20 protein-coding genes and 1 pseudogene are annotated in these 18,856 nt (G+C 69.6%); 17 read left to right on the top strand and 4 right to left on the bottom strand.

Annotation, left to right across the window (positions count from 1 at the left end):
- Positions 1-30 precede the first annotated feature (30 nt).
- The 3 genes from ACO2Q3_RS24085 to ACO2Q3_RS24075 are packed head-to-tail and all read left to right on the top strand — an operon-like array spanning position 31 to position 2,698.
- A complete protein-coding gene (locus ACO2Q3_RS24085) occupies positions 31-780 on the top strand; it encodes a TonB family protein (protein ID WP_423311344.1) in 750 nt (249 codons plus the stop codon).
- A 4-nt stretch (positions 781-784) separates the two neighbouring features.
- Positions 785-1,378 (top strand): hypothetical protein, encoded by a 594-nt coding sequence (locus tag ACO2Q3_RS24080; RefSeq protein WP_423311342.1) that lies wholly within the window; start codon positions 785-787, stop codon positions 1,376-1,378.
- A 57-nt stretch (positions 1,379-1,435) separates the two neighbouring features.
- On the top strand, positions 1,436-2,698 hold the full coding sequence (locus ACO2Q3_RS24075; protein WP_423311340.1) for a cation:proton antiporter: 1,263 nt from the start codon (positions 1,436-1,438) through the stop codon (positions 2,696-2,698).
- Positions 2,699-2,725: 27 nt separating this feature from the next.
- On the opposite strand, the gene ACO2Q3_RS24070 is transcribed toward ACO2Q3_RS24075, so the two are convergent.
- Positions 2,726-3,538, bottom strand: coding sequence for a hypothetical protein (locus ACO2Q3_RS24070; RefSeq protein WP_423311338.1), 813 nt, complete (start codon positions 3,536-3,538; stop codon positions 2,726-2,728).
- Positions 3,539-3,681: 143 nt separating this feature from the next.
- Here ACO2Q3_RS24070 and ACO2Q3_RS24065 point away from each other — a divergent pair, with 143 nt between their 5' ends.
- The 5 genes from ACO2Q3_RS24065 to otsA all read left to right on the top strand — a co-directional run bounded on the left by ACO2Q3_RS24065 (position 3,682) and on the right by otsA (position 9,173).
- Positions 3,682-4,977 (top strand): SLC13 family permease, encoded by a 1,296-nt coding sequence (locus ACO2Q3_RS24065; protein WP_423311336.1) that lies wholly within the window; start codon positions 3,682-3,684, stop codon positions 4,975-4,977.
- 324 nt (positions 4,978-5,301) lie between these two features.
- On the top strand, positions 5,302-5,682 hold the full coding sequence (locus ACO2Q3_RS24060; RefSeq protein ID WP_423311334.1) for a hypothetical protein: 381 nt from the start codon (positions 5,302-5,304) through the stop codon (positions 5,680-5,682).
- Positions 5,683-5,836: 154 nt separating this feature from the next.
- The gene (locus tag ACO2Q3_RS24055) at positions 5,837-7,003 is read left to right on the top strand and encodes a mechanosensitive ion channel family protein (protein ID WP_423311332.1); all 1,167 of its coding nucleotides are present in this window, start codon (positions 5,837-5,839) and stop codon (positions 7,001-7,003) included.
- Positions 7,000-7,767 carry a trehalose-phosphatase gene (otsB, locus tag ACO2Q3_RS24050; RefSeq protein WP_423311330.1) on the top strand — a complete coding sequence of 256 codons (768 nt, stop codon included), beginning with the start codon at positions 7,000-7,002 and terminating at the stop codon, positions 7,765-7,767. The genes ACO2Q3_RS24055 and otsB overlap by 4 nt, the downstream gene beginning before the upstream one ends.
- Positions 7,767-9,173, top strand: a complete 1,407-nt coding sequence (gene otsA / locus ACO2Q3_RS24045) for an alpha,alpha-trehalose-phosphate synthase (UDP-forming) (protein ID WP_423311328.1) — start codon at positions 7,767-7,769, stop codon at positions 9,171-9,173. The genes otsB and otsA overlap by 1 nt, the downstream gene beginning before the upstream one ends.
- Positions 9,174-9,182: 9 nt before the next feature.
- On the opposite strand, the gene ACO2Q3_RS24040 is transcribed toward otsA, so the two are convergent.
- Entirely contained in the window at positions 9,183-9,770 is a 588-nt protein-coding gene (locus ACO2Q3_RS24040; protein ID WP_423311326.1) for a hypothetical protein, read from the bottom strand.
- A gap of 383 nt (positions 9,771-10,153) precedes the next feature.
- Between ACO2Q3_RS24040 and ACO2Q3_RS24035 the strand changes: the two genes are divergently transcribed.
- The 3 genes and pseudogenes from ACO2Q3_RS24035 (at position 10,154) to ACO2Q3_RS24025 (ending at position 11,518) form a co-directional block, all read left to right on the top strand.
- Complete coding sequence (locus tag ACO2Q3_RS24035) at positions 10,154-11,023, top strand: glucose 1-dehydrogenase (RefSeq protein ID WP_423311324.1); 870 nt, start codon at positions 10,154-10,156, stop codon at positions 11,021-11,023.
- Positions 11,016-11,225: pseudogene (locus ACO2Q3_RS24030) on the top strand (trehalase-like domain-containing protein); the annotation flags it as partial. The gene ACO2Q3_RS24035 and the pseudogene ACO2Q3_RS24030, both read left to right, overlap by 8 nt.
- Positions 11,126-11,518: a CPCC family cysteine-rich protein gene (locus ACO2Q3_RS24025; RefSeq protein WP_423311322.1), complete on the top strand. Its 393-nt coding sequence runs from the start codon at positions 11,126-11,128 to the stop codon at positions 11,516-11,518. The pseudogene ACO2Q3_RS24030 and the gene ACO2Q3_RS24025, both read left to right, overlap by 100 nt.
- Positions 11,519-11,587: 69 nt before the next feature.
- Here the strand turns inward: ACO2Q3_RS24025 and ACO2Q3_RS24020 are convergent, their stop codons facing one another.
- A complete protein-coding gene (locus ACO2Q3_RS24020; protein WP_423311320.1) occupies positions 11,588-12,109 on the bottom strand; it encodes a hemerythrin domain-containing protein in 522 nt (173 codons plus the stop codon).
- A 319-nt stretch (positions 12,110-12,428) separates the two neighbouring features.
- On the opposite strand from ACO2Q3_RS24020, the gene ACO2Q3_RS24015 reads away from it, so the two are divergent.
- Genes ACO2Q3_RS24015 through ACO2Q3_RS23995 form a run of 5 tightly spaced genes read left to right on the top strand, consistent with a single transcriptional unit; the run spans position 12,429 to position 15,983 of the window.
- Complete coding sequence (locus ACO2Q3_RS24015; RefSeq protein WP_423311318.1) at positions 12,429-13,229, top strand: MlaA family lipoprotein; 801 nt, start codon at positions 12,429-12,431, stop codon at positions 13,227-13,229.
- Positions 13,226-13,906 (top strand): MlaC/ttg2D family ABC transporter substrate-binding protein, encoded by a 681-nt coding sequence (locus ACO2Q3_RS24010; RefSeq protein ID WP_423311316.1) that lies wholly within the window; start codon positions 13,226-13,228, stop codon positions 13,904-13,906. Before ACO2Q3_RS24015 ends, ACO2Q3_RS24010 begins: the two co-directional genes overlap by 4 nt.
- A gap of 20 nt (positions 13,907-13,926) precedes the next feature.
- Positions 13,927-14,418, top strand: coding sequence for an outer membrane lipid asymmetry maintenance protein MlaD (gene mlaD / locus ACO2Q3_RS24005; protein ID WP_423311314.1), 492 nt, complete (start codon positions 13,927-13,929; stop codon positions 14,416-14,418).
- A gap of 3 nt (positions 14,419-14,421) precedes the next feature.
- Entirely contained in the window at positions 14,422-15,213 is a 792-nt protein-coding gene (locus tag ACO2Q3_RS24000) for an MlaE family ABC transporter permease (protein WP_423311312.1), read from the top strand.
- Positions 15,210-15,983 carry an ABC transporter ATP-binding protein gene (locus tag ACO2Q3_RS23995; RefSeq protein ID WP_423311310.1) on the top strand — a complete coding sequence of 258 codons (774 nt, stop codon included), beginning with the start codon at positions 15,210-15,212 and terminating at the stop codon, positions 15,981-15,983. Before ACO2Q3_RS24000 ends, ACO2Q3_RS23995 begins: the two co-directional genes overlap by 4 nt.
- A 27-nt stretch (positions 15,984-16,010) precedes the next feature.
- Here ACO2Q3_RS23995 and ACO2Q3_RS23990 read toward each other — a convergent pair whose 3' ends face one another.
- Positions 16,011-17,000 (bottom strand): alpha/beta fold hydrolase, encoded by a 990-nt coding sequence (locus ACO2Q3_RS23990; RefSeq protein ID WP_423311308.1) that lies wholly within the window; start codon positions 16,998-17,000, stop codon positions 16,011-16,013.
- A 170-nt stretch (positions 17,001-17,170) separates the two neighbouring features.
- Here ACO2Q3_RS23990 and ACO2Q3_RS23985 point away from each other — a divergent pair, with 170 nt between their 5' ends.
- Positions 17,171-18,784, top strand: a complete 1,614-nt coding sequence (locus ACO2Q3_RS23985; RefSeq protein WP_423311306.1) for an FAD-dependent monooxygenase — start codon at positions 17,171-17,173, stop codon at positions 18,782-18,784.
- Positions 18,785-18,856 lie beyond the last annotated feature (72 nt).

Raw genomic sequence — 18,856 nt, 5'->3', positions numbered from 1 at the left:
TATAATTACGTCACGGAGGTGTTCAAGACCATGGGCCTCGTCGCCACGGTTCCCCATCACGCGTACCTTGATCGCATCGGCGAGGGACCGCCGCGACGTCCATCCCCCGCCCTTGTCGCCGCGATCGCTCTCTCCCTGGTCGCCCACGGCGCTGTCGGGGTCTATCTCTGGAAGGCCAAGTTCGAGCACCGGCTCGCGTCGTACGGCGAGCCCGCGACCGATGCGACTCTCGTCAGGCCGCCGCCCCCCAAGGCGCAGATGACGCCTCCACCGAAGCCTGTGGTGAAGCACAGGGCGCCGCTACGGCCGCATCGCCATACTCCGCCCGTGCAACCCAGGCCCGCGGTCAATCCCGCCCCGGCCATCATCGCACCGTTGCCGATCGCCCCGGTAATCCGTCCCTTGCCAGCGCCGCCGCGGCTGGTCCTCGCGCCGCCCCCGGCGCCCTTGCCGCCGGTCGCCGCACCGAAGCGCACGCCGGTCCTGCGCAATCCCGAGTGGCTCCGCCGGCCCTCCGCGGAGGATCTGTCACGCTTCTATCCCGAACACGCCCAGCGGATCGGTCTGGCGGGCGCGGCCACGATCAGCTGCACCGTTTCGACGTCGGGCGAGTTGCAGGGCTGCGCGGTGGTCGCAGAAACGCCAGCCGACGCGGGCTTCGGCAAGGCCGCCCTCAAGCTGAGCCACGCTTTCCGCATGAAGCCGATGACCCGGGACGGCGAGCCGGTCGGCGGCGCGCGGATCCGGATCCCCTTGCGCTTCGCCCTGCCGGACGCCTAAGGTCATGCCGCTTCCTCGCAGATCGCCGCGCTGGCTGGCCGCACGCGCTCTCGGCGCGGCGGCTTTGCTCGTCGCGTCGTGGCCGTTGACCGGGCTCGCCGCACCATCGGCCGGCGCTGGTCCCTTCGCCGAGGTGGGAGCCTTCGACGGCGCCAGGCTGGGCATGACGATCGCCGCCTGGAAAGCCCTTCCGCTGCCCACGACCGGACCGACGCACCTCGCCCGCGCCTGCGCTCAAGGCGCGGGAGGGTTGGTGACGTGCCGCTACGCCGATGTCTACGGCGCCTACGACCTGCCGCAGGCCCACCGGCTGTATCCAGCTCGTCCGGCCTGGCGGGTGCGCTATCAATTCCTGAACGGGCGCCTTGCCGCGATCAGCCTGCGTACCTCAATCGACGCCTACAACGACGTCGTCTCGGGGCTGACGCGCGCCTACGGTAAGCCGCGTCGCACTCGCGTCGACCGCGTCGCCGTCGGCCCTGGGCAGAGCCGCGCCCGGGTGCGCACAACGTGGGCGCGGTCGGGGGCGCAGGTGGAACTCACCGACCCGTCCGCCAACCCCGTTCGCCTTTCCCTGCGACTGGCCGCGGCCCGGTGACGGCCTTCCAGCGCGCTTTCATTGGATTGCCGCGCGGGCGTTGGTTACGATCCTGAAATGACTCTGGGACCGTTCGAGACCGCATCTGTGGTGATCGTGGGCGCGGCGATTGCCGGCTACCTGAACCATGTGACCCTCAGGCTTCCGCAGACCATCGCCCTGACGCTGACGGGGGCGATGGTGTCCATCGCCGTGGGCCTTGCCGACCACCTCGCCCCGGGCCTCGGGCTCGGCAAGGCGATCGGCGGCTTCCTGAGCAACGTCGACTTCAAGACCGCGCTGCTCAACGTCATGCTCTCCTTCCTGCTGTTTGCGGGGGCCCTTCACCTCGACCTGCACGACCTGCGTCGCGGCAAGTGGCTTATTGCCGTTCTGTCCACGGTTGGCGTCGTGGTCTCGACGGTCATCGTCGCCGTCGGGCTGAAGGGCCTGTCCCTCCTGTTTCATCTGGACGCGCCCTTCACCTGGTGCCTGGTGTTCGGCTCGTTGATCAGCCCGACCGACCCGGTGGCGGTGATCGCGCTGCTGCAGGGGTCGGCGGCGCCTCGGTTGCTGAAGACCACCGTCGCCGCTGAGAGCCTGTTCAACGACGGCGTGGGTGTGGTGGTGTTCGCGATCCTGCTCGGGGCCGCCACCCGCGGCGAGATGATCGGTCCGCTGGAAGGGGCGACGCTGTTCGCACGCGAGGCGCTGGGCGGCGCCGCGCTCGGCCTCGTCATCGGCGGCGTGGGCTATCTGATGATGCGCACCATCGAGGACTATGTCACCGAGGCGCTGATCACGGTGGCCCTCGTGATGGGCGGCTATTCGATCGCTGTGCCTCTGGAGGTCAGCGGTCCTGTGGCGATGGCGGTGGCGGGGCTGATCATCGGCAATTTCGCGGTGACCAAGGCGATGACCGAGATCACCCGCGACCACCTGATGAAGTTCTGGGATCTGATCGACCACATCCTGAATGCGGCGCTCTTCCTGCTGATCGGTCTGCAGGGGATCGCCCTGATCGGCAAGCCGCGGTACGTCGCGATCGGGCTGGCCTGCATTCCGCTGGTGCTGCTGGCGCGCGCGCTTTCGATCGGCCCGCCTCTGGCCCTGTGGCGCGGCCTGCTGCCGTTCCGCTCGGCGTTCGCCCTGCTCACCTGGGGCGGCCTGCGCGGCGGCATCTGCATCGCCATGGCGCTTTCGCTGCCGTCATCGCCGATCCGCGACCTCATGCTGATGGCGACCTATGCCGTGGTGATGTTCTCCGTCCTGGTCCAGGGCCTGACGGTCGGCCGGCTGGTCGGTCCGTCGAAATCCGCGCACGCGCCGCACGCCGCCTGACGCGCGCAGGTCCCTGAAGACGAGGCGTCAGCGTCGCCACTCGGCGATCTGATGGCCGGCGGCGTCCTCGAACGCCACGCGTGAGACGCTCACCGCGAAGATGCAGATCGGCCGATGGTCGGCCGACTCGCTCCAGCAGCGCAGGGCGCGGCCGTCGGCGAAGCCGTCGACGCGCCCTTCCAGCACCAGCTCGAAGCTTGTCGGGGCGTCCTTTCCCGGAGCTTCCCCCTTGGGCTTCCAGACCGTCTGATAGGGGGTCGAGGCATGACGCTGCGTGCGCGCCGAGCCCTTTGCGAAGAACTCGGCCAGGCCAAGCGTCTGGCTGGCCGGCGGGGTGGGTGTCGCAGGCAGGGGCGCGTCGCGCCGCGGCGGGCAGGTGTCGAGGATCATCCAAGGTCTTGGGATCCAGAAGCCTTCCACGGATTCCGCCCGCGCGACGTCCGGCGTGCCCTGGAAGATCGGCAGGCCGCTCCACTCGCTCGGCTGGGCAACCAGGGTCTTGGCGCCGTTGGTCGGGTCGAGCTCGAAATGGGCCTGGGCGGAGCCAGTCCCAAGCTGGGGACCATCACAGCCGAACGGAATCCTTAACCTGAAGGCCCGCCCGACCAGTGGGTCCTTGCCCCTGTCCGGCGCCAGGCCCGCAGCATAGGCGACTGCAGCGGCATTGGCGGCCGCGATAAGCTCGGTCCGGCCCAGGACCGTCGGCGCCGCGGCGGATGTCGCCGGCGCCGCGGACGTCGCGATCGGTGATGGCGGCGGCTCGGTCCTCGGCGGTCGGCGGGTGACGACGGAGGCGACAACCATGAGCGCGACGATCAACGCGATGGAGATCGGCGCCACGAACGTCAGCAGGGTGCGCCTGGGGGTGGGCCTTTCGTCCGGCATGCGCGTACGTTAGCAGCTTGAATGCGTGAGGGTGGAGTTATCGATCGCATGGCAAGGACGGTCGCGCCCGGTTCCGCAAGCGCGTGGCTGGCGCCGCCGTGACCCTGCCCCAATCGATCGCGCTGGGCGTGCTGATCCTGGTCGTCGCGGCGCTGATCTGGGGCAAGGCGCGGTCCGACATTATCGCCCTCGCCGGCGCGGCCGTGCTCCTGGCGACCCGCACCGTGCGGCCCGTCGAAGTACAGGGGGCATTCGGCAGCCCCGCCATCGTCGCCCTCGCCGCCCTTTTCGTCATCGCCTATGCCATGGAGCTCTCTGGGCTCCTGGGCGCCATCGTGCAGGCGGCAACCCGGATGTGCGCAAGGCTGGGCGCGCTCGGTCTTTGGATCGTGATCGGCCTGGCGGGGAGCGCGTCGGCCCTGCTCAACAACACGCCGATCGTCGTGCTTGCGGCCCCGGTGGTCCGGGATGTCGCCCAGGCCCTGGGACTGTCGCCGCGGCGATTTCTGATTCCCTTGTCCTACGCCACGATCCTCGGCGGCGCCTGCACCCTGATCGGCACGTCCACCAATCTGCTCGTCAACGACATGGCGCAAACGGCCGGCCAGCCGGCGTTCGGCATGTTCGAGGTCACGCCGGTGGCCCTGATCGTCGCGGCGGCCGGTGGCGTCTACCTCTACACCTTCGGCGCCCGCCTGCTGGCGCGCTCACCGGCGCAGGTCGCCCCGGACCCCGCGCCCCCGGCCGCGATCGTTCCGGCTGGGGATGACCCGACCATCTTCCCGGTGGATCGCGCCTTTCGACCGTTTCGCGCCTGGACCTCGCTGGCGACCTTCGTGGCCGTCATCCTGGTGTCCGCCCTGGGGTGGGCGCCAATCGCGGCGTCCGCCCTGACCGGCGCAGTCGCGCTGGTGCTGCTGCGGGTTATCACCGCAGAGGAAGCCTACAAGGGCTTACGCCCCGAAATCCTGCTGCTGATCGCCGGCATGGTGGTGATCGGCCTGTCGCTCGAGGTGACCGGCCTGGCCGCCCGCGCCACCGACGCGCTCGCGGCCGTGGTCAAACCCCTGGGGCCGCGCATGGCGCTGGCCTTGTTCTATGGAGCGACCCTCTTCCTGACCGAGGTTCTGTCAAACGCCGCCGTTGCGGTGCTGCTGACCCCGGTCGCCGTCGCTCTGGCCGGCACCCTGGGGGTCAATCCCCGCCCGTTCCTGATCGCCGTCATGCTGGCGGCCAGCGCAGCTTTCGCCACCCCGTTCGGCTACCAGACCAACGTGCTGGTCTATCAGCTGGGGCGCTACAGCTATCTCGATTTCATCCGGGTCGGCGTCCCTTTGAACCTCCTCACCTGGGGGCTTGGCGCGGCCATCATTCCCTTTTTCTTCCCGTTCTGAAGGTCGATTTCGCTGAGGCGGCGATCGCGCCAGGTTCGCCCCGGGCGGCGAAGAACATCATATTGTGATGTAAACGGGGCTCGATCCCTGCTGGTCTCCAACGCCGCGCCAATCGCATGCAGCTGCGTTTGCGAGGTGAAATCAACACCTTGGCGGCAAGATGATGGTCTACGGACGCCGCAGGGTGGCAGCGCCAGGGGCGTCGCGGGTCCTTCGTGTTCAAACCTGGCTCACGCCGATGTCAGCGAGCTTGAATTGAGGCTCGGGCCAAGTCCATCCATATTACATCCATGCAACGAACTGGGCTGTGAGGGATGATCTACAATGAATGGTCTGTTGGATATTGTGCTTCTTGTCTGCAGCGATGCGGAGAGGGCTGAGATATTACGCGATAGACTGTTCGAGGAAGGCTTTCATGTGATCGGTCCGGCGTCGACGGCGGCGATGGCGATGGCGCTTGCAGCGCAGACGCTTCCGACCGTGGCGGTCGTCGCCAAACCGCCCACCGGCCGGCGCAACGCCGTCGAATTTGCCCGCGATCTGATGCGCACCTGGGGCGTCGGATCGGTGATCCTCAGCGAGGCCACCGATCGACTGTCCCGGACGCCGCACGAGTCCCGCTGGCGCGCACGGCCCAATCAGGTCGCACGCCTGCGACGCGCCCTCACGGGGAGAGGCGCAAGCAGCCCGTCGCCGGCGCGGTGACAGGGCCCGCCTGACCGCCTTCGGCACGCGAGAGAGCCGACGGTCGGGCATCAGCGCCGCCGGGCGGGAGGGGAGCCCCGTCCGCCGGTCGCACGTGGCGTTCCAGAGCCAGCCGGCTCCATCCGTCGCCGAGAGAAAAGGAGCTACCGCCTTCATGAGCGCCAGTGAGCGAATCTGGTCTGTCGTCCGCCAGGGCTTTTCGCCGCTGAGCCATCTCAGTGCGGCTCAGGTGGTGGTCGATGTCGGCTTGAGCGCCCTGATCGTCCTTGTCGGGGCTCTTCTGGCGCTCGGCGCAGGCCGTCTGAAAGCCTTCACGATCAGGCGCCTCTTCGGTGATGCGCCCGGGGTGGGTGGCGCGCGGCTACTGCAGTTGGCCGATCTGATGGTGCTGCTCCTTCGAGGCCTGATCGTCGCCGCCGTTGCGGCGCTGATCGGCCGAGCCTGGGGGTTTGATCTCGTGGCCTGGGCGTCCGTCGGGCTCAATGGGCGGGTGGTTGCGCTGCTCCTGCGCCTCTGCCTGTTGGCCCTAGTGGCGGCTGCGGCTTTCGAAGCCGCGGGGTTGCTCATCGGCCACGGGATGGGTCGTATAGCGGCCGGCAGCCATGATCTGCGGCGTCAGGCGCAGCTACGAACCCTGGCGCCCCTGCTGATCGGTATCGTTCGAACCGCCGTGGTCGTCACCTTCGGCCTGATGGCGCTTGGCGATGTGGGCGTGAACATCGGCCCCCTGATCGCGGGCGCAGGTGTCGTCGGCGTCGCGCTCGGCTTCGGCGCCCAATCCCTGGTGAAGGATTTCATCACAGGCGTCTTCCTCGTGGTGGAGGACATCGTCTCGGTGGGGGACGTGGTCAAGATCGGCCAGAGCGGCGGTCTCGTCGAACGGATGACGCTGAGGACGATCCGGCTGCGGGACTTCGACGGCGCCCTGCACGTCTTCCCCTACAGCGAGGCCCAGGTCATCCATAATCTGACGAAGACCTTCTCCTGCTATGTCTTCAACCTGCAAGTCTCCTATAGCGCCGATCTCGATCGGGCGATGCAACTCATGCGCGACGTCGGCGCGGAGCTGCAAAGCGAGCCGGAATACGGCGACCGGATCCTTGAGCCCCTGGAGGTCGTCGGCGTCGATGACCTCGCTGACAGCGGCGTCGTGCTCAAGGCGCGTCTGAAGACCGTCCCGCTGCAGCAGTGGTCGGTCGGCCGGGAATATAATCGCCGTATCAAGCTGGCGTTCGACCGCGAGGGGGTCGAGATACCGTATCCGCACATGAAGCTGGTGCTCCCTGAAGGCGCCGGCGGCCATGTGGCGGGGCACGCATGAGCCGCAAAGCCTCCGCTGGCGTGACCTTGCCGATCGACCGGGCAGCCCTGTTCCTTGACCTGGATGGCACACTCGTTCCCGGGGGCTCGTCGCCGGCCCGCGACGTCGCCGAGGACAGTGTGGCGCGGCTGCTGCTGGACCTGACCGGGCGGCTCTGCGGGCGCCTGGCCGTCGTCAGCCGGCGATCGGTCGCCGATGTCGATGCGATCCTGCTAGGGGCCGCACGCTGTGTAGCGGGCCGCCATGGCCGCCAGCGCCGACGCGCCGACGGCTTGCTCGTATCCTGGGACCTTCACCCAAGGCTCGCCGAAGCGGCGGCGGTGATGCAGGCCTTCGCGCGGGCGCAACGGCGCCTTCGTGTCGAGCGAAAGCGCTGTAGCGTTGAAATCGCCTATGGCGACGTTCCGCGGGCGGAAGCGGCGGTGATCGAGATGGCCCGCCGTCTGGCGAGCCAGAGCGAGTTGGAGCTGCACCTTGGCGACCATGTCGCGGCTCTGCGGACACCGCGCGTCGACAAGGGCGCCGCGGTCCGCGCCTATATGCATGAAGCACCGTTCCAGGGCTTCACACCCCTTTATCTTGGCGACGGCGCGCCCGATGAGCTGGCCTTCGAAGAAGTTCGTCGGCGATGCGGCATCGGTATCCTGGTGGGGCCGCCGCGCGAGACCCGCGCGCTGGGTCGTATCGCGCAGCGCGAAGAGATGCTTCGCTGGCTGGCCCAGGCGCAAGCAGCAGGCGCGTTCGCTCTGAAGGATCTTCAATAATGGCGCGCCTGATCGCTGTGTCGAACCGCGTGAGTCCGCCCACGGAGGCGGGCGTTGCGACCGCCGGAGGTCTGGCCATGGCGCTCGCCGCCGCGCTGCGGGAGTCCTCCGGCATCTGGTTCGGCTGGAGCGGTCGAACGGTGGAGACCTACACGGGGCAGCTCTCCATCGACCGCGTCGGCGGCGTGACCGTGGCGACAGTCGACCTCGATGAGCAGGACAGGCTCGAATATTACAACGGCTACGCCAACAAGACGCTGTGGCCGCTCTTCCACTACCGGATGGACCTGGCGGCCTACGAACGCTCCTTCGACGCCGGCTACGTCAGGGTCAATGAGCGTTTCGCAGATGCGCTGGTGCCGCTTGTCGAGCCCGACGACATCCTATGGGTGCAGGACTATCACCTGCTGCCCCTGGCGCGGGAACTGCGCCAGCGTGGCATCACCAATCGCCTTGGGTTCTTCCTGCACATTCCCTGGCCGGCGCGGCGTGTCTTCACCACGCTCCCGCGACACGAAGACCTCGTTTCGGCCTTGCTGGATTACGACCTGATCGGATTCCAGACGCAGGACGATTGCGACGCCTTCGCCAGCTACCTCACTCAGTCCACAAATGGAGTCGTCACCGGCAGCGGCCTGGTGAGCGCATTTGGCAAGCAGAGCCGGATCGGCGCCTTTCCGATCGGCATCGATACGGTGGATTTCCAGCACGCGGCCTCGTCGCCCCTGGCGCTCGACGCGTTCAAAGGCATGCGCCGCAGCATGGCGGGCCGCAAGATGATCCTGGGTGTCGATCGCCTCGACTACTCCAAGGGGCTGGAAGAGCGATTTCTCGCCTACGAACAGGTCCTGGCGGACCGCCCAGATCTGCTGGAAAAGGTGTTCCTGCTGCAGATCGCTACGCTGAGCCGCGACGACGTCGATGCCTACCAGGATCTTCGCGCGCGCCTGGACGCCGTCAGCGGGCGGATCAACGGCGCGTTCGCCACCGTCGAGTGGGTTCCGATCCGCTACGTCAACCGGAGCTATCGGCGGGACCAACTGGCCGGTATCTACCGCGCCGCCCAGGTGGGCCTCGTCACACCGCTGCGGGACGGGATGAACCTGGTGGCCAAGGAGTATGTCGCCGCGCAGGACCCCGACAATCCCGGCGTCCTCGTACTCTCTGAATTTGCTGGCGCCGCAGCCCAATTGTCGGCGGCGCTGATCATCAACCCGTTTAGCCGCGAGGATACCGCGGAAGCCATCCGACGAGCCCTCGTCATGCCCAAGGCCGAGCGCCGGTCGCGATGGCGCGACCTCATGGACGGGGTGGCGCGGGACACCGTCGAGATGTGGCGCGATCGCTTCGTCGGGGCCTTGCAGGCGGCGTCACGGGCGGACGCCGCCATTCCCGCGCGGGGTTGAGCAAAGCCCTTACCACCGGCGCTGAAGGTCGCTGCGCTGATTGCGGATGTCGGCGCTGACGTAGTCCAGCCGGCGGTTCAGGTCCGACCGCTCCGCAGCCGACAGGCCATCCATCCTGTAACGCGCCTCGATGCGCCAGACCTGCGCCATCTCGCCCCGCAGCCGAGCCGCTTCTGAGACCGTCAGAGATCCATCTCCGGCCCCGGCGGCGATCCGTGCGTTCATCTCGGCCATACGCCCGTTGACCCCCGCCCCGTTCGACGCCGTCTGAGCGTCGTGGCGGTTGGCCGCGATCTGGCGGCCTAGGCGATCAAGCCGCCGATCGAGTTGGGCGCGCTCAAGCCGGCTCATGCCGTGCCGGCGATATTGCGCCTCGAGGCGAGCGATATCGCGGTATTCTCCCCGCAGGCGCACAGCCTCGGCCCGAGTCAGCGATCCATCTCGGACGCCGGCGTCGATCCGCGCCTGATCGGTCGCTTGACGTTGGTCGATCGTGCGCCAGTCAGGCCAGATGCGGCTTTCTGCCCGGGCCGTCGCGGCGTCGAGGCCGGCGAAGGCGACGACGGCGGCGGCGCAAAGGAATGCGGATTGGTTCATCGTTGGTCTCCGTTGATGTGTGATCGGCGCCGGCGGCCAGGGCCTGTCGACATCGGCGGCAATTGGCAGACCTCAGGCCTCCCCAAAGCCTTGCGCAGCCCAAGCCGCGCCTGACTTCAACGAGCCGTCGGCCATCGTGTTGCGACGTCTCACGGGAGGTTCACCAGGGGTGAAATCGATCAGCGACGGAAGAGTGTCGCCCGCGAGATTATCCATCTACAACAATACCCTATGGGCAGTCCCCTATCACCAGGTAGATCACAATATGATATATAAGCCGATCTCGCGGTCTGCCTTGCAACCGATCGGCCGATGAGGGGTTGGGAGTGGCGCAAATTGCTCCACCGGCGCTCCCCGTCGCGCCCAACGTCATGGCAGCCTGGATGTCCTCAAGTTCCGACCCGCTGAACGATGCTCCGCTGGATGACGAGCGCCGAGGCGACATCGCCTATCAGCCCGTTTTGCCCGGCCAGGTGGCGTTGGTCACGGGCGCCAACTCCGGGATCGGCCGCGCCGTCGCTCTGGGTCTCGCCCAGGCCGGCGCCGACGTGGCAGTGAACTTTCTTGACCGCCCGGAGGATGCCCGGGCGGTCGTGGAGGCCATCCGAGGTTATGGTCGCAGGGCGATCGCCGTGCAGGCCGACGTCAGCGACGAAGCGCAGGTCGACGCGATGTTCGCCCAGGTGACGGCGACGTTCGGCGCGCTGCACATTGCCGTGGCGAACGCAGGGTTGCAGGACGACTGCGCCTTCGAGGCCATGAGCCTGGGCCAGTGGAACAAGGTCATCGCGGTCAATCTCACCGGCCAGTTTCTTTGCGCGCGCGCGGCGATCCGACAATTCGACCAGCAGGGGCCCGACCCGGGGGTCTCGTTGGCCACTGGTAAGGTGATCTGCATGAGTTCGGTCCACCAGGAGATACCCTGGGCGGGCCACGCGAACTACGCCGCGTCGAAGGGGGGCGTGATGATGCTGATGCGCAGCATCGCCCAGGAGGTGGCGCCCCGGCGCATCCGGGTCAACGGCATTGCTCCAGGCGCGATCCGTACCGGGATCAACACCAAGGCATGGGATACGCCCCAGGCCTATGCCGACCTGATGGCGCATGTGCCCTACAAGCGCATCGGCGAGCCCGACGACGTGGCGCGGGCGGCGGTCTGGTTGGCGTCGGACGCCTCCGACTACGTCACCGGCACGACCCTGTTCGTCGATGGCGGCATGACCCTCTATCCAGGGTTCGCCACCGGTGGCTGACGGCGGCGCACGTCACGGCCCCGGCCAGATTGCCGACTACGCGCTTATCGGCGACTGCGAGACCGCCGCGCTGGTCGGCCGAAGCGGCTCGATTGACTGGCTGTGCTGGCCCAGGTTCGACGCCGACGCCTGCTTCGCGGCCCTTCTGGGCGACGGCGCCAACGGCTTCTGGCGGCTGGCGGCGGCCCGAACGGCGCCCTTTCGCTCGCTGAGGCGCGTCGGAACTTCGAAGCCTGTGACGTCTGCGATCCGGCAATGGCCAAGAACGTGCGGGCCCCCTCAAGAGAAGAACGGATCGGCCGACGCCCTTATCTTGAAGAGATCGAGGCTGCTGCAATCGCGCTCGACGCCGAAGGACGCTTTCACGGTTGGTGGCCGTTGAGCCCGCCCTATCGCGATCTGGACGCCATCGGAAAGGAGGAATTCGATGCCCTCGTCGAGCGGGTGTTGATGGCTGCAGCCAGGGTCAGACGGACCCGCCGCATGGCGAAGTGACGTCTGCTCAGGGTTGCGATCGGTGATCGCAGGCCGCCAGAAGCCGGACGTACGCCCGTCCCCGCCCCCTCAGCGCCCGCCGGCGTGTTCGGCGACGTAGGCCTCGGGGTCCTTGTCCACCGGCTTCACGCCGGTGACGTGGCGCGCCTCGAAGGCGGCGAAGGCGACGGCCAGGTCGTGGCGCAGCTGCAGCGGGGCGTGCAGGCGGAAGTCCGTCAGGCCCTCGCGTTCCTCCTCGGCCATGTGGTCGCCGTTGGCCTTGTTGGCCTCGGCCACCGCCGCGCGCCAGGGCCTGGAGCCGACCTTGCTCTGGGCCACCTTGGCCACGGCGTCGCGGATCTCGTTGTGGTCCTTGATGGCGTCGGTGGTCTCGGCTGCGGCCGTCGGCTTGCCGCCCGCGCCGGTCCCAAGCTTCAGCAGCGCCGGGTAGAAGCACCGCTCCTCGGCTTCCGCGTGCGTCTCCAGGAAGGCCGCCAGCCGCCCCCAGACCGCCGCCAGCGTCTCGACGTCGCCGTCGTCGATCTGCTCCAGGATCGCGAACAGCCGCCGCTGTTCTTGATGGTCGTCGAGGATGAGTTGGGTGATGTCCAAGGGTGGGGTCCTTTGCGGGCGAGGGGACCGGGCGACGGGGCGCTGGCGCGCGCGTCGGCCCGGCCGGGACTGCGTCGCATAACGGTCGGCGGGGCCTGCGGTTTCCGAGGGGGCGGCGGCGCCGACGACCGGCCGGGTTGACCTCGCTCAAGGCGCGGCGGGCGCGGGGATGGCTTTCTGCAAATCAGTCTCAGCGCACGCCGACCGGGTTTTCATGCCAGCCACGACGACGACGCCATCGATCGCGGCGCAGGCCCGCCCCGTCGGCCCGCGACCAGGCCGCTCCGTCGGCGGTGCGCCGCGCTGGACGCGCGCGCTCATGGTCGGCGCCCTCGCCGTTCTTGCCGCCGCGCCGCCGGGCCTGGCGCAGACGGCCGCGGCGCCGGTCGCGGCGGCGGGCGGCCAGGTGCTGCGTGACCCCGCGGAGAAGGAGAACCGCAAGGCGTTCGCCGTGGGCATGCGGCTGGACCGCGCGGTGCTGGCGCCGCTGGCCCATGCCTATCTGCGCGTGGCGACGCCGCCCGTGGCCGGCGCCCTCGGCCGTGCGATCCACAACCTCGACGAACCGCGCATCGCCGGCAACGACCTGCTGCAGGGCCATCCCCGCCGCGCCGCCTCGGCCGGCGCGCGCTTCGTGCTGAACGCCACCGTCGGCGTCGGCGGGCTGCTGGACCCGGCCGGCCAACTGGGCCTTCGGCGGCACGAGTCGGACTTCGGCCAGACCCTGGGACGCTATGGCGTCGGGCCTGGGCCCTATGGCTTCATGCCGCTGTTCGGCCCGGGCGACGCGCGCGATGGGGCGGGCCAGATCGTCGACCTGCTCAGCGATCCACTGATGTGGGCGACCGGCGGCCTGACCACGACCTTCTCGCGCGCACGCCGCTGGACGTCCGCGGCGCAGGCCCGGGTCGACGTCGACGGGCAGATGATCGCCCTCAACCGCGACTTCGTCGACCCGTACGCGGCCCTCCGCGCGGCCTATTCCCAGCAGCGCGCCCAGATGGTGCGGCGCGCGCGGGGCGAGCCGGACGCCGCAGCGGTCCAGGACCTGCCGGACTTCGATCCGCCGTCCGCGCCTCAGCCGCAGTCTTCGCCTGACCCTGGAGTTCCGTCGCCATGACGCCGCCCGCCCGTACCCACCGGAAGTGCTTCGCCGGCCTGGCCACAGACCGCCGCGTCCTCCTGACCGGGCTCGCCGCCGCCCTGGCGCTCGCGCCGGGCGCCCCGGCCCTCGCCGCCGCGCCGCGCGACCCGGGCGCCGAGCAGTTCGTCCAGGTCCAGGGCGCGCGGCTGGTCTCGATCCTGGCGGACCGGTCACGCGGCCAGGCCCAGAGGATCAGCGCCTTCCGCGCCGCCGTGGACGAGGTCGCCGACGTGCCGCGCATCACCCGCTTCGTGCTCGGCAAGTACGCGCGAACCATCACGCCGGCCCAGATGCAGCGCTTCGCCCCGGTGTTCCGGGACTATGCGCAGGACGTCTACCAGCGCCAGCTGGCCGACTTCCGCGGCCGCACCCTGACGGTCACCGGCTCGGTGGTGCGCAAGCCCGGCGACGTGGTGGTCGCCACCCGCATCGCCGGCGACGACGGCAATCCGCCCGGCGAGGTGTCCTGGCGCGTGCTGGGCGCGGGCGCGCAGTGGAAGGTGGTGGACGTGGAGGTCTCGGGCGTCTGGCTGGCGATCACCCAGCAGCAGGACTTCGTCTCGACCATCGACAACCACGGGGGCGACGTCGGCGCCCTGATCACCCAGCTCGAGAAGCAGACGCAAGGCCCGGCGGCGGCCAGGGACCGCTAGCGGGGCTTCGGGAGGCAGACATGGCCAAGGGACAGTGGGCGGAGACGGGCGTGGGCGCGGCGGTGATCGTGGCCGCCGCCGGCTTTCTGGCCTATTCGCTGACCGTGGGCGGCTCGGTCCGCGCGCACGGCTACGAGGTGCGCGCGCGCTTCGGCCAGATCGGCTCGCTGGCGCCCGGCGGTGTGGTCAGCGTGGCCGGGGTGAAGGTCGGCACGGTGGCCAGCATCCGGCTGGACCCCAAGACCTATCTGGCGACGGCCACCCTGGACCTGGACCCCGCCATCCCCCTGCCGGCGGACTCCACCGCCAAGATCACCAGCGACGGGCTGATGGGCGGAAGCCACGTGGTGATCGAGCCCGGCGCCGCCAGCGAGACCCTGAAGGCGGGCGGGGAGATCGAGAACACCCAGGGGGCGGTGGACCTGTTGACCCTGATCGGCCAGTTCCTGCGCCCGCCGGCGAGCGCCGCAAAGCCGGGCGCCGCCGCCCCGGCCCAGCCGTCGGGAGACTGAGGCGTGAGCGACGTTCCCGTCGTGCTGCAGCCGGTCCGCTCGCTCGGCCGTTCGGTGCTGGGCGCCATGCGGCAGGCGGGCGAGGTGACCCTGTTCGGGCTGCGCGGCGTGGCCGCCGCCGCCGCGCCGCCCTGGTTCCCTGGCCAGTTCGGACGGCAGATTCTCAGCGTCGGCTATTTCTCGCTGCCGGTGGTGGGGCTGACGGCGGTGTTCACCGGCGCCGCCCTGGCGCTCAACATCTATACCGGCGGCGGGCGGTTCAACGCCGAGCAGATCATGCCGCAGATCGTCGCCCTGGGCATCACCCGCGAGCTGGCGCCGGTGCTGGCGGCGCTGATGCTGGCGGGGCGGGTCTCCGCGGCGATGGCGGCCGAGATCGGGGCGATGCGCGCCACCGAACAGATCGACGCCATGCAGACCCTGTCCACCGACCCGTTCCACTATCTGATCGCGCCGCGCCTGCTGGCGGCGGTGCTGACCCTGCCGGTGCTCACCGCGGTGGCCGACATCATCGGCATCGGCGGCGGCTGGGTGGTGGCCACGCGCACGCTGAACTTCAATCCCACGGTCTATGTGCGCAACACCTGGGACTTCCTGCAGCAGTGGGACGTGGTGTCAGGCCTGATCAAGGCGGCGGTGTTCGGCTTCATCGTCGCCCTGACCGGCTGCTACCACGGCTTCACGGCCAGCGGCGGGGCGCGAGGCGTGGGCCGGGCGACGACCCAGGCGGTGGTCAGCGCCGCGGTGCTGATCTTCGCCGCCGACTACCTGATGACCTCGGCGTTCAGCCGGTGACCGGCGCCGTGACGCCGCGGCTGGAGTGGCGGGGCGTGCACAAGCGCTTCGGCGGTCCGCCGGTGCTCGCGGGCTTCGACCTGTCGGTCGATCCCGGCCGCTCGCTGGTGATCATCGGCGGGTCGGGGCAGGGCAAGTCGGTGGCCGTCAAGATCGCCGCCGGGCTGATCGAGCCCGACGCCGGCGAGATCCTGATGGACGGCCGGCCGGTGCAGGACCTCAAGGGCCGCGAATGGCGCGCCCTGGCGCGGCGGTTCGGCATGCTGTTCCAGGGCTCGGCCCTGTTCGACAGCCTGCCGGTCTGGGAGAACGTCGCCTTCCGCCTGATCAACGCCGACCGCGTACCGCGCAAGCTGGCCCGCGAGCGGGCGCTGGCCGGGCTGGAGCGCGTGCGCATCGCCCGCCAGTTCGCCGACCTCTATCCCTCGGAGCTGTCCGGGGGGATGAAGAAGCGGGTCGGGCTGGCGCGCGCCGTGATCGGCGATCCCGACATCATCTTCTTCGACGAGCCGACCGCGGGCCTGGACCCGATCACCGGCCGGGCGATCAACGCCCTGATCACCGAGCAGGTGAAGGGCCTCGGCTGCACCGCCGTGACCATCACCCACGACCTCGTCTCGGCGCGCACCATCGGCGACGAGGTGGCGATGATCCAGGACGGGGTGGTGGTCTGGCGCGGGCCGGCGGCCGACCTCGACCGGTCCGGCAACCCCTATGTCGACCAGTTCGTCCGCGGCGACCCGGAAGGGCCGATCCGGTCCCTCGTCTGACGCCGGCCCAGGGGACGCGCCGACCGCCTACGCCGGCAAGGCCTTGGCCCAGGTCGTCACCACCTCGGCGAAGCGCTTCGGATCGGCGGCGTGCATGGCGTGCGCCGCGTCGGGCAGGGAGGCGTACTCCACGGCCACGCCGGCGGCCTTCAGCAGGGTCTGGACGTAGCCGGCCTGCAGGTCGGACATGGCGCCGAACAGCTGGCCGGTTTCGGGGTTCTCGGCGCGGGCGTGGTGGGTCAGCAGGACTGGGACCTTGACCTGGGCCAGCAGGGTCTCGTGCGGCAGAGCCTTGCTCACCGTACCTTCCCAGAAGGCGCGGCCCCACTCGGGGTCGTATTCCTTCAGATTCTGAGGCGGCTCGGGTGGGAAGGGGATCATGCGCAACAGGGGAGAGGGGTCGACCTTGGCGGCCTGGCGCAGGCCCTCCCAGTCGCCGATCCGCCACTGGTCGCCGAGGTAGGTGGCGTTCAGGCGGAGCACCGGGCCGATGCACTGCTTGATCGACGGACCGACCAGCGGGCTGACCTCGGAAGCGAAGAGGGGCGGGTCCTCGTAGACCGCGCCGCGCATCTGCCCGGGCAGGGCGAAGGCCGACAGCCAGGCCGACAGCACCCCGCCGGACGAACAGCCGCTGCTGATCACCGGCCGGCCGATCACCTTGAGGATGAAGCGGACCAGGTCGTTGCCCATGTTGTCCAGGGTGTAGCGACCGGGCGTCCAGGTGCTGCGACCCTGGCCGCGCAGGTCGACGGCGAACACCTGGAAGTCCTCGGCCAGCAGGCCCATCGCCGCCTCGTAGCCCCACCACGATTCCGTCTGGCCGGGGATCAGCAGCAGCGCCGGACTGTCGGGCGATCCGGCCGTGGCGTAGTTCATCGTCACCTCGCCCAGGTCGATGCTGTGCTCCTCGAAGGCGTGGGGCGCGAAGGTGCGCGGATCGTGGAAGATCACCGGCGTTCCGGCGTTCGCGTCCTTCAGGCCGCCGTAGGCCTGGCCCGAGACCGATTCAACCATGCTGTCCTCCCGCTCTTGTGGGGGCGCACCCTAGCGGGCGGGGCGCCACGCCCAAGATGACACGGCCCGCCTTGTGATGACGATCCGGCATCGCTGACCGGGATTTGCCATCCAGCCGCCGCCGGCGGCGTCGGCTAGGCCTTTTTCACAGGAGATGGGGAGAGGGCGGCATGGCGCGGTTGGAGACGCAGGTGCTGGTGGTTGGGGCGGGGCCGACAGGCTTGGCGCTGGCCATCGAGCTGGGCCAGCGCGGAGTCGCCTGCACGGTGGTGGAGCGCAACGACCGCGTCGGCTACGCCCCCCGCGCCAAGACCACCCACACCCGCACCCGCGAACACCTGCGTCGCTGGGGCATCGCCGACAAGCTGGCGGCCGAGGCCCCGTTCGGGATCGACCATCCCTCGCGGGTGCATTTCGTCACCCGGCTTTCCGGACATTCGCTGGCGGTCATCGAGGACGCCTTCAACTGCGCCCCGGCGCGCAACGACCTCTACGCCGAGCACGCCCAATGGATCCCGCAGTACAAGGTCGAGGCGGTGCTGAAGGCCCACGCCGCGACGCTGCCCTCGGTGAGCCTGAGGTTCAGCTGCGAGTTCCTCGGCGCAGCCCAGACCGACGACGGCGTGACGGCTCGAGTGAAGGACCTCGTCACCGGCGAGGTGTCGGAGATCCAGGCCGGCTACCTGGTCGGGGCGGACGGGGCGAAGAGCCAGGTGCGCGACCTGATTGGCGCCACGATGGAGGGCGTCTATGGCCTGGCCCACGCCTACAACATCGTCTTCCGCGCGCCGGGCCTCGCCGAGGCGCACCCGCATGGGCCGGGCATCATGTACTGGCAGATCAACGCCGAGGTTTCCGGCCTGATCGGGCCGATGGACGCCGGCGACCTCTGGTGCTTCATGCCTGCCCGCGCGCCCGACGTGATGCGGCTCGACAAGCCCGCGGCCGCCGACCTGATCCGCCGCGCCACCGGCATCGACCTGCCCTACGAGGTGCTGAGCGCCGACGAGTGGGCCGCGTCCCGCTTCATCGCCGACCGGTACCGCAACGGACGCATGTTCCTGATCGGCGACGCCTGCCACCTGCATCCGCCCACTGGCGGCTACGGCATGAACATGGGGATCGGCGATTCCGTCGACCTGGGCTGGAAGCTGGCGGCGAGGCTGCAGGCCTGGGGCGGCGAGGGGCTGCTGGCGAGCTATGAGGCCGAGCGCCGACCCGTGCATCAGCAGGTCATCGATGCGGCTGTCGCCAACCACGCCACCCTGGCCATGCACCTGGTCCGCCCCGAGCTGGAAGCCGACACCGAAGAGGGCGCGGCGCTGCGGGCCCAGCTCGGCGAGGGCCTCGCCAGGGCGCGGCTGCGCGAATTCCGGCCGCTGGGGGTGATGCTGGGGTATCGATACGAGGGCTCGCCGATCGTGGCGAAGGAGCCGGAGGTTTCGCCCGAGGCGCCGGCCGACACGCCCGTCGGCCACTACCAGCCCACCGCGCGGCCGGGTTCGCGCGCGCCGCACGCCTGGCTGGGGGACGGTCGCTCTCTGTTCGACACGTTCGGGTCGGGGTTCACCCTGTTGGGCTTCGGCGCGGACGCCGCCTTCGCCGCCGCCGAGGCGGATGCCGCCGCGCTGGGCGTGCCGCTGACCGTGGTGCGGCTGGAGGATCCACACCTGGCCGCGCTCTACGACGCGTCGCTGGCGTTGATCCGTCCGGACCAGCACGTCGCCTGGCGTGGCGCGGTCTGGCCCGGCCCGGACGTGTTGAGGCTGGCGACGGGGCGTTGAAGCCGGCGCGCCCTCTCACCTTCCCAATCGCCGCGGCGAGCCTGGGCGCGTGCAGACCCAGGGGCGGCCTTT

This window comes from Caulobacter sp. KR2-114 (genome assembly GCF_049446115.1).
In the GTDB taxonomy this organism is placed as follows: Bacteria; Pseudomonadota; Alphaproteobacteria; order Caulobacterales; family Caulobacteraceae; genus Acaudatibacter.
This window is presented reverse-complemented; position numbering and strand designations above follow the sequence as displayed.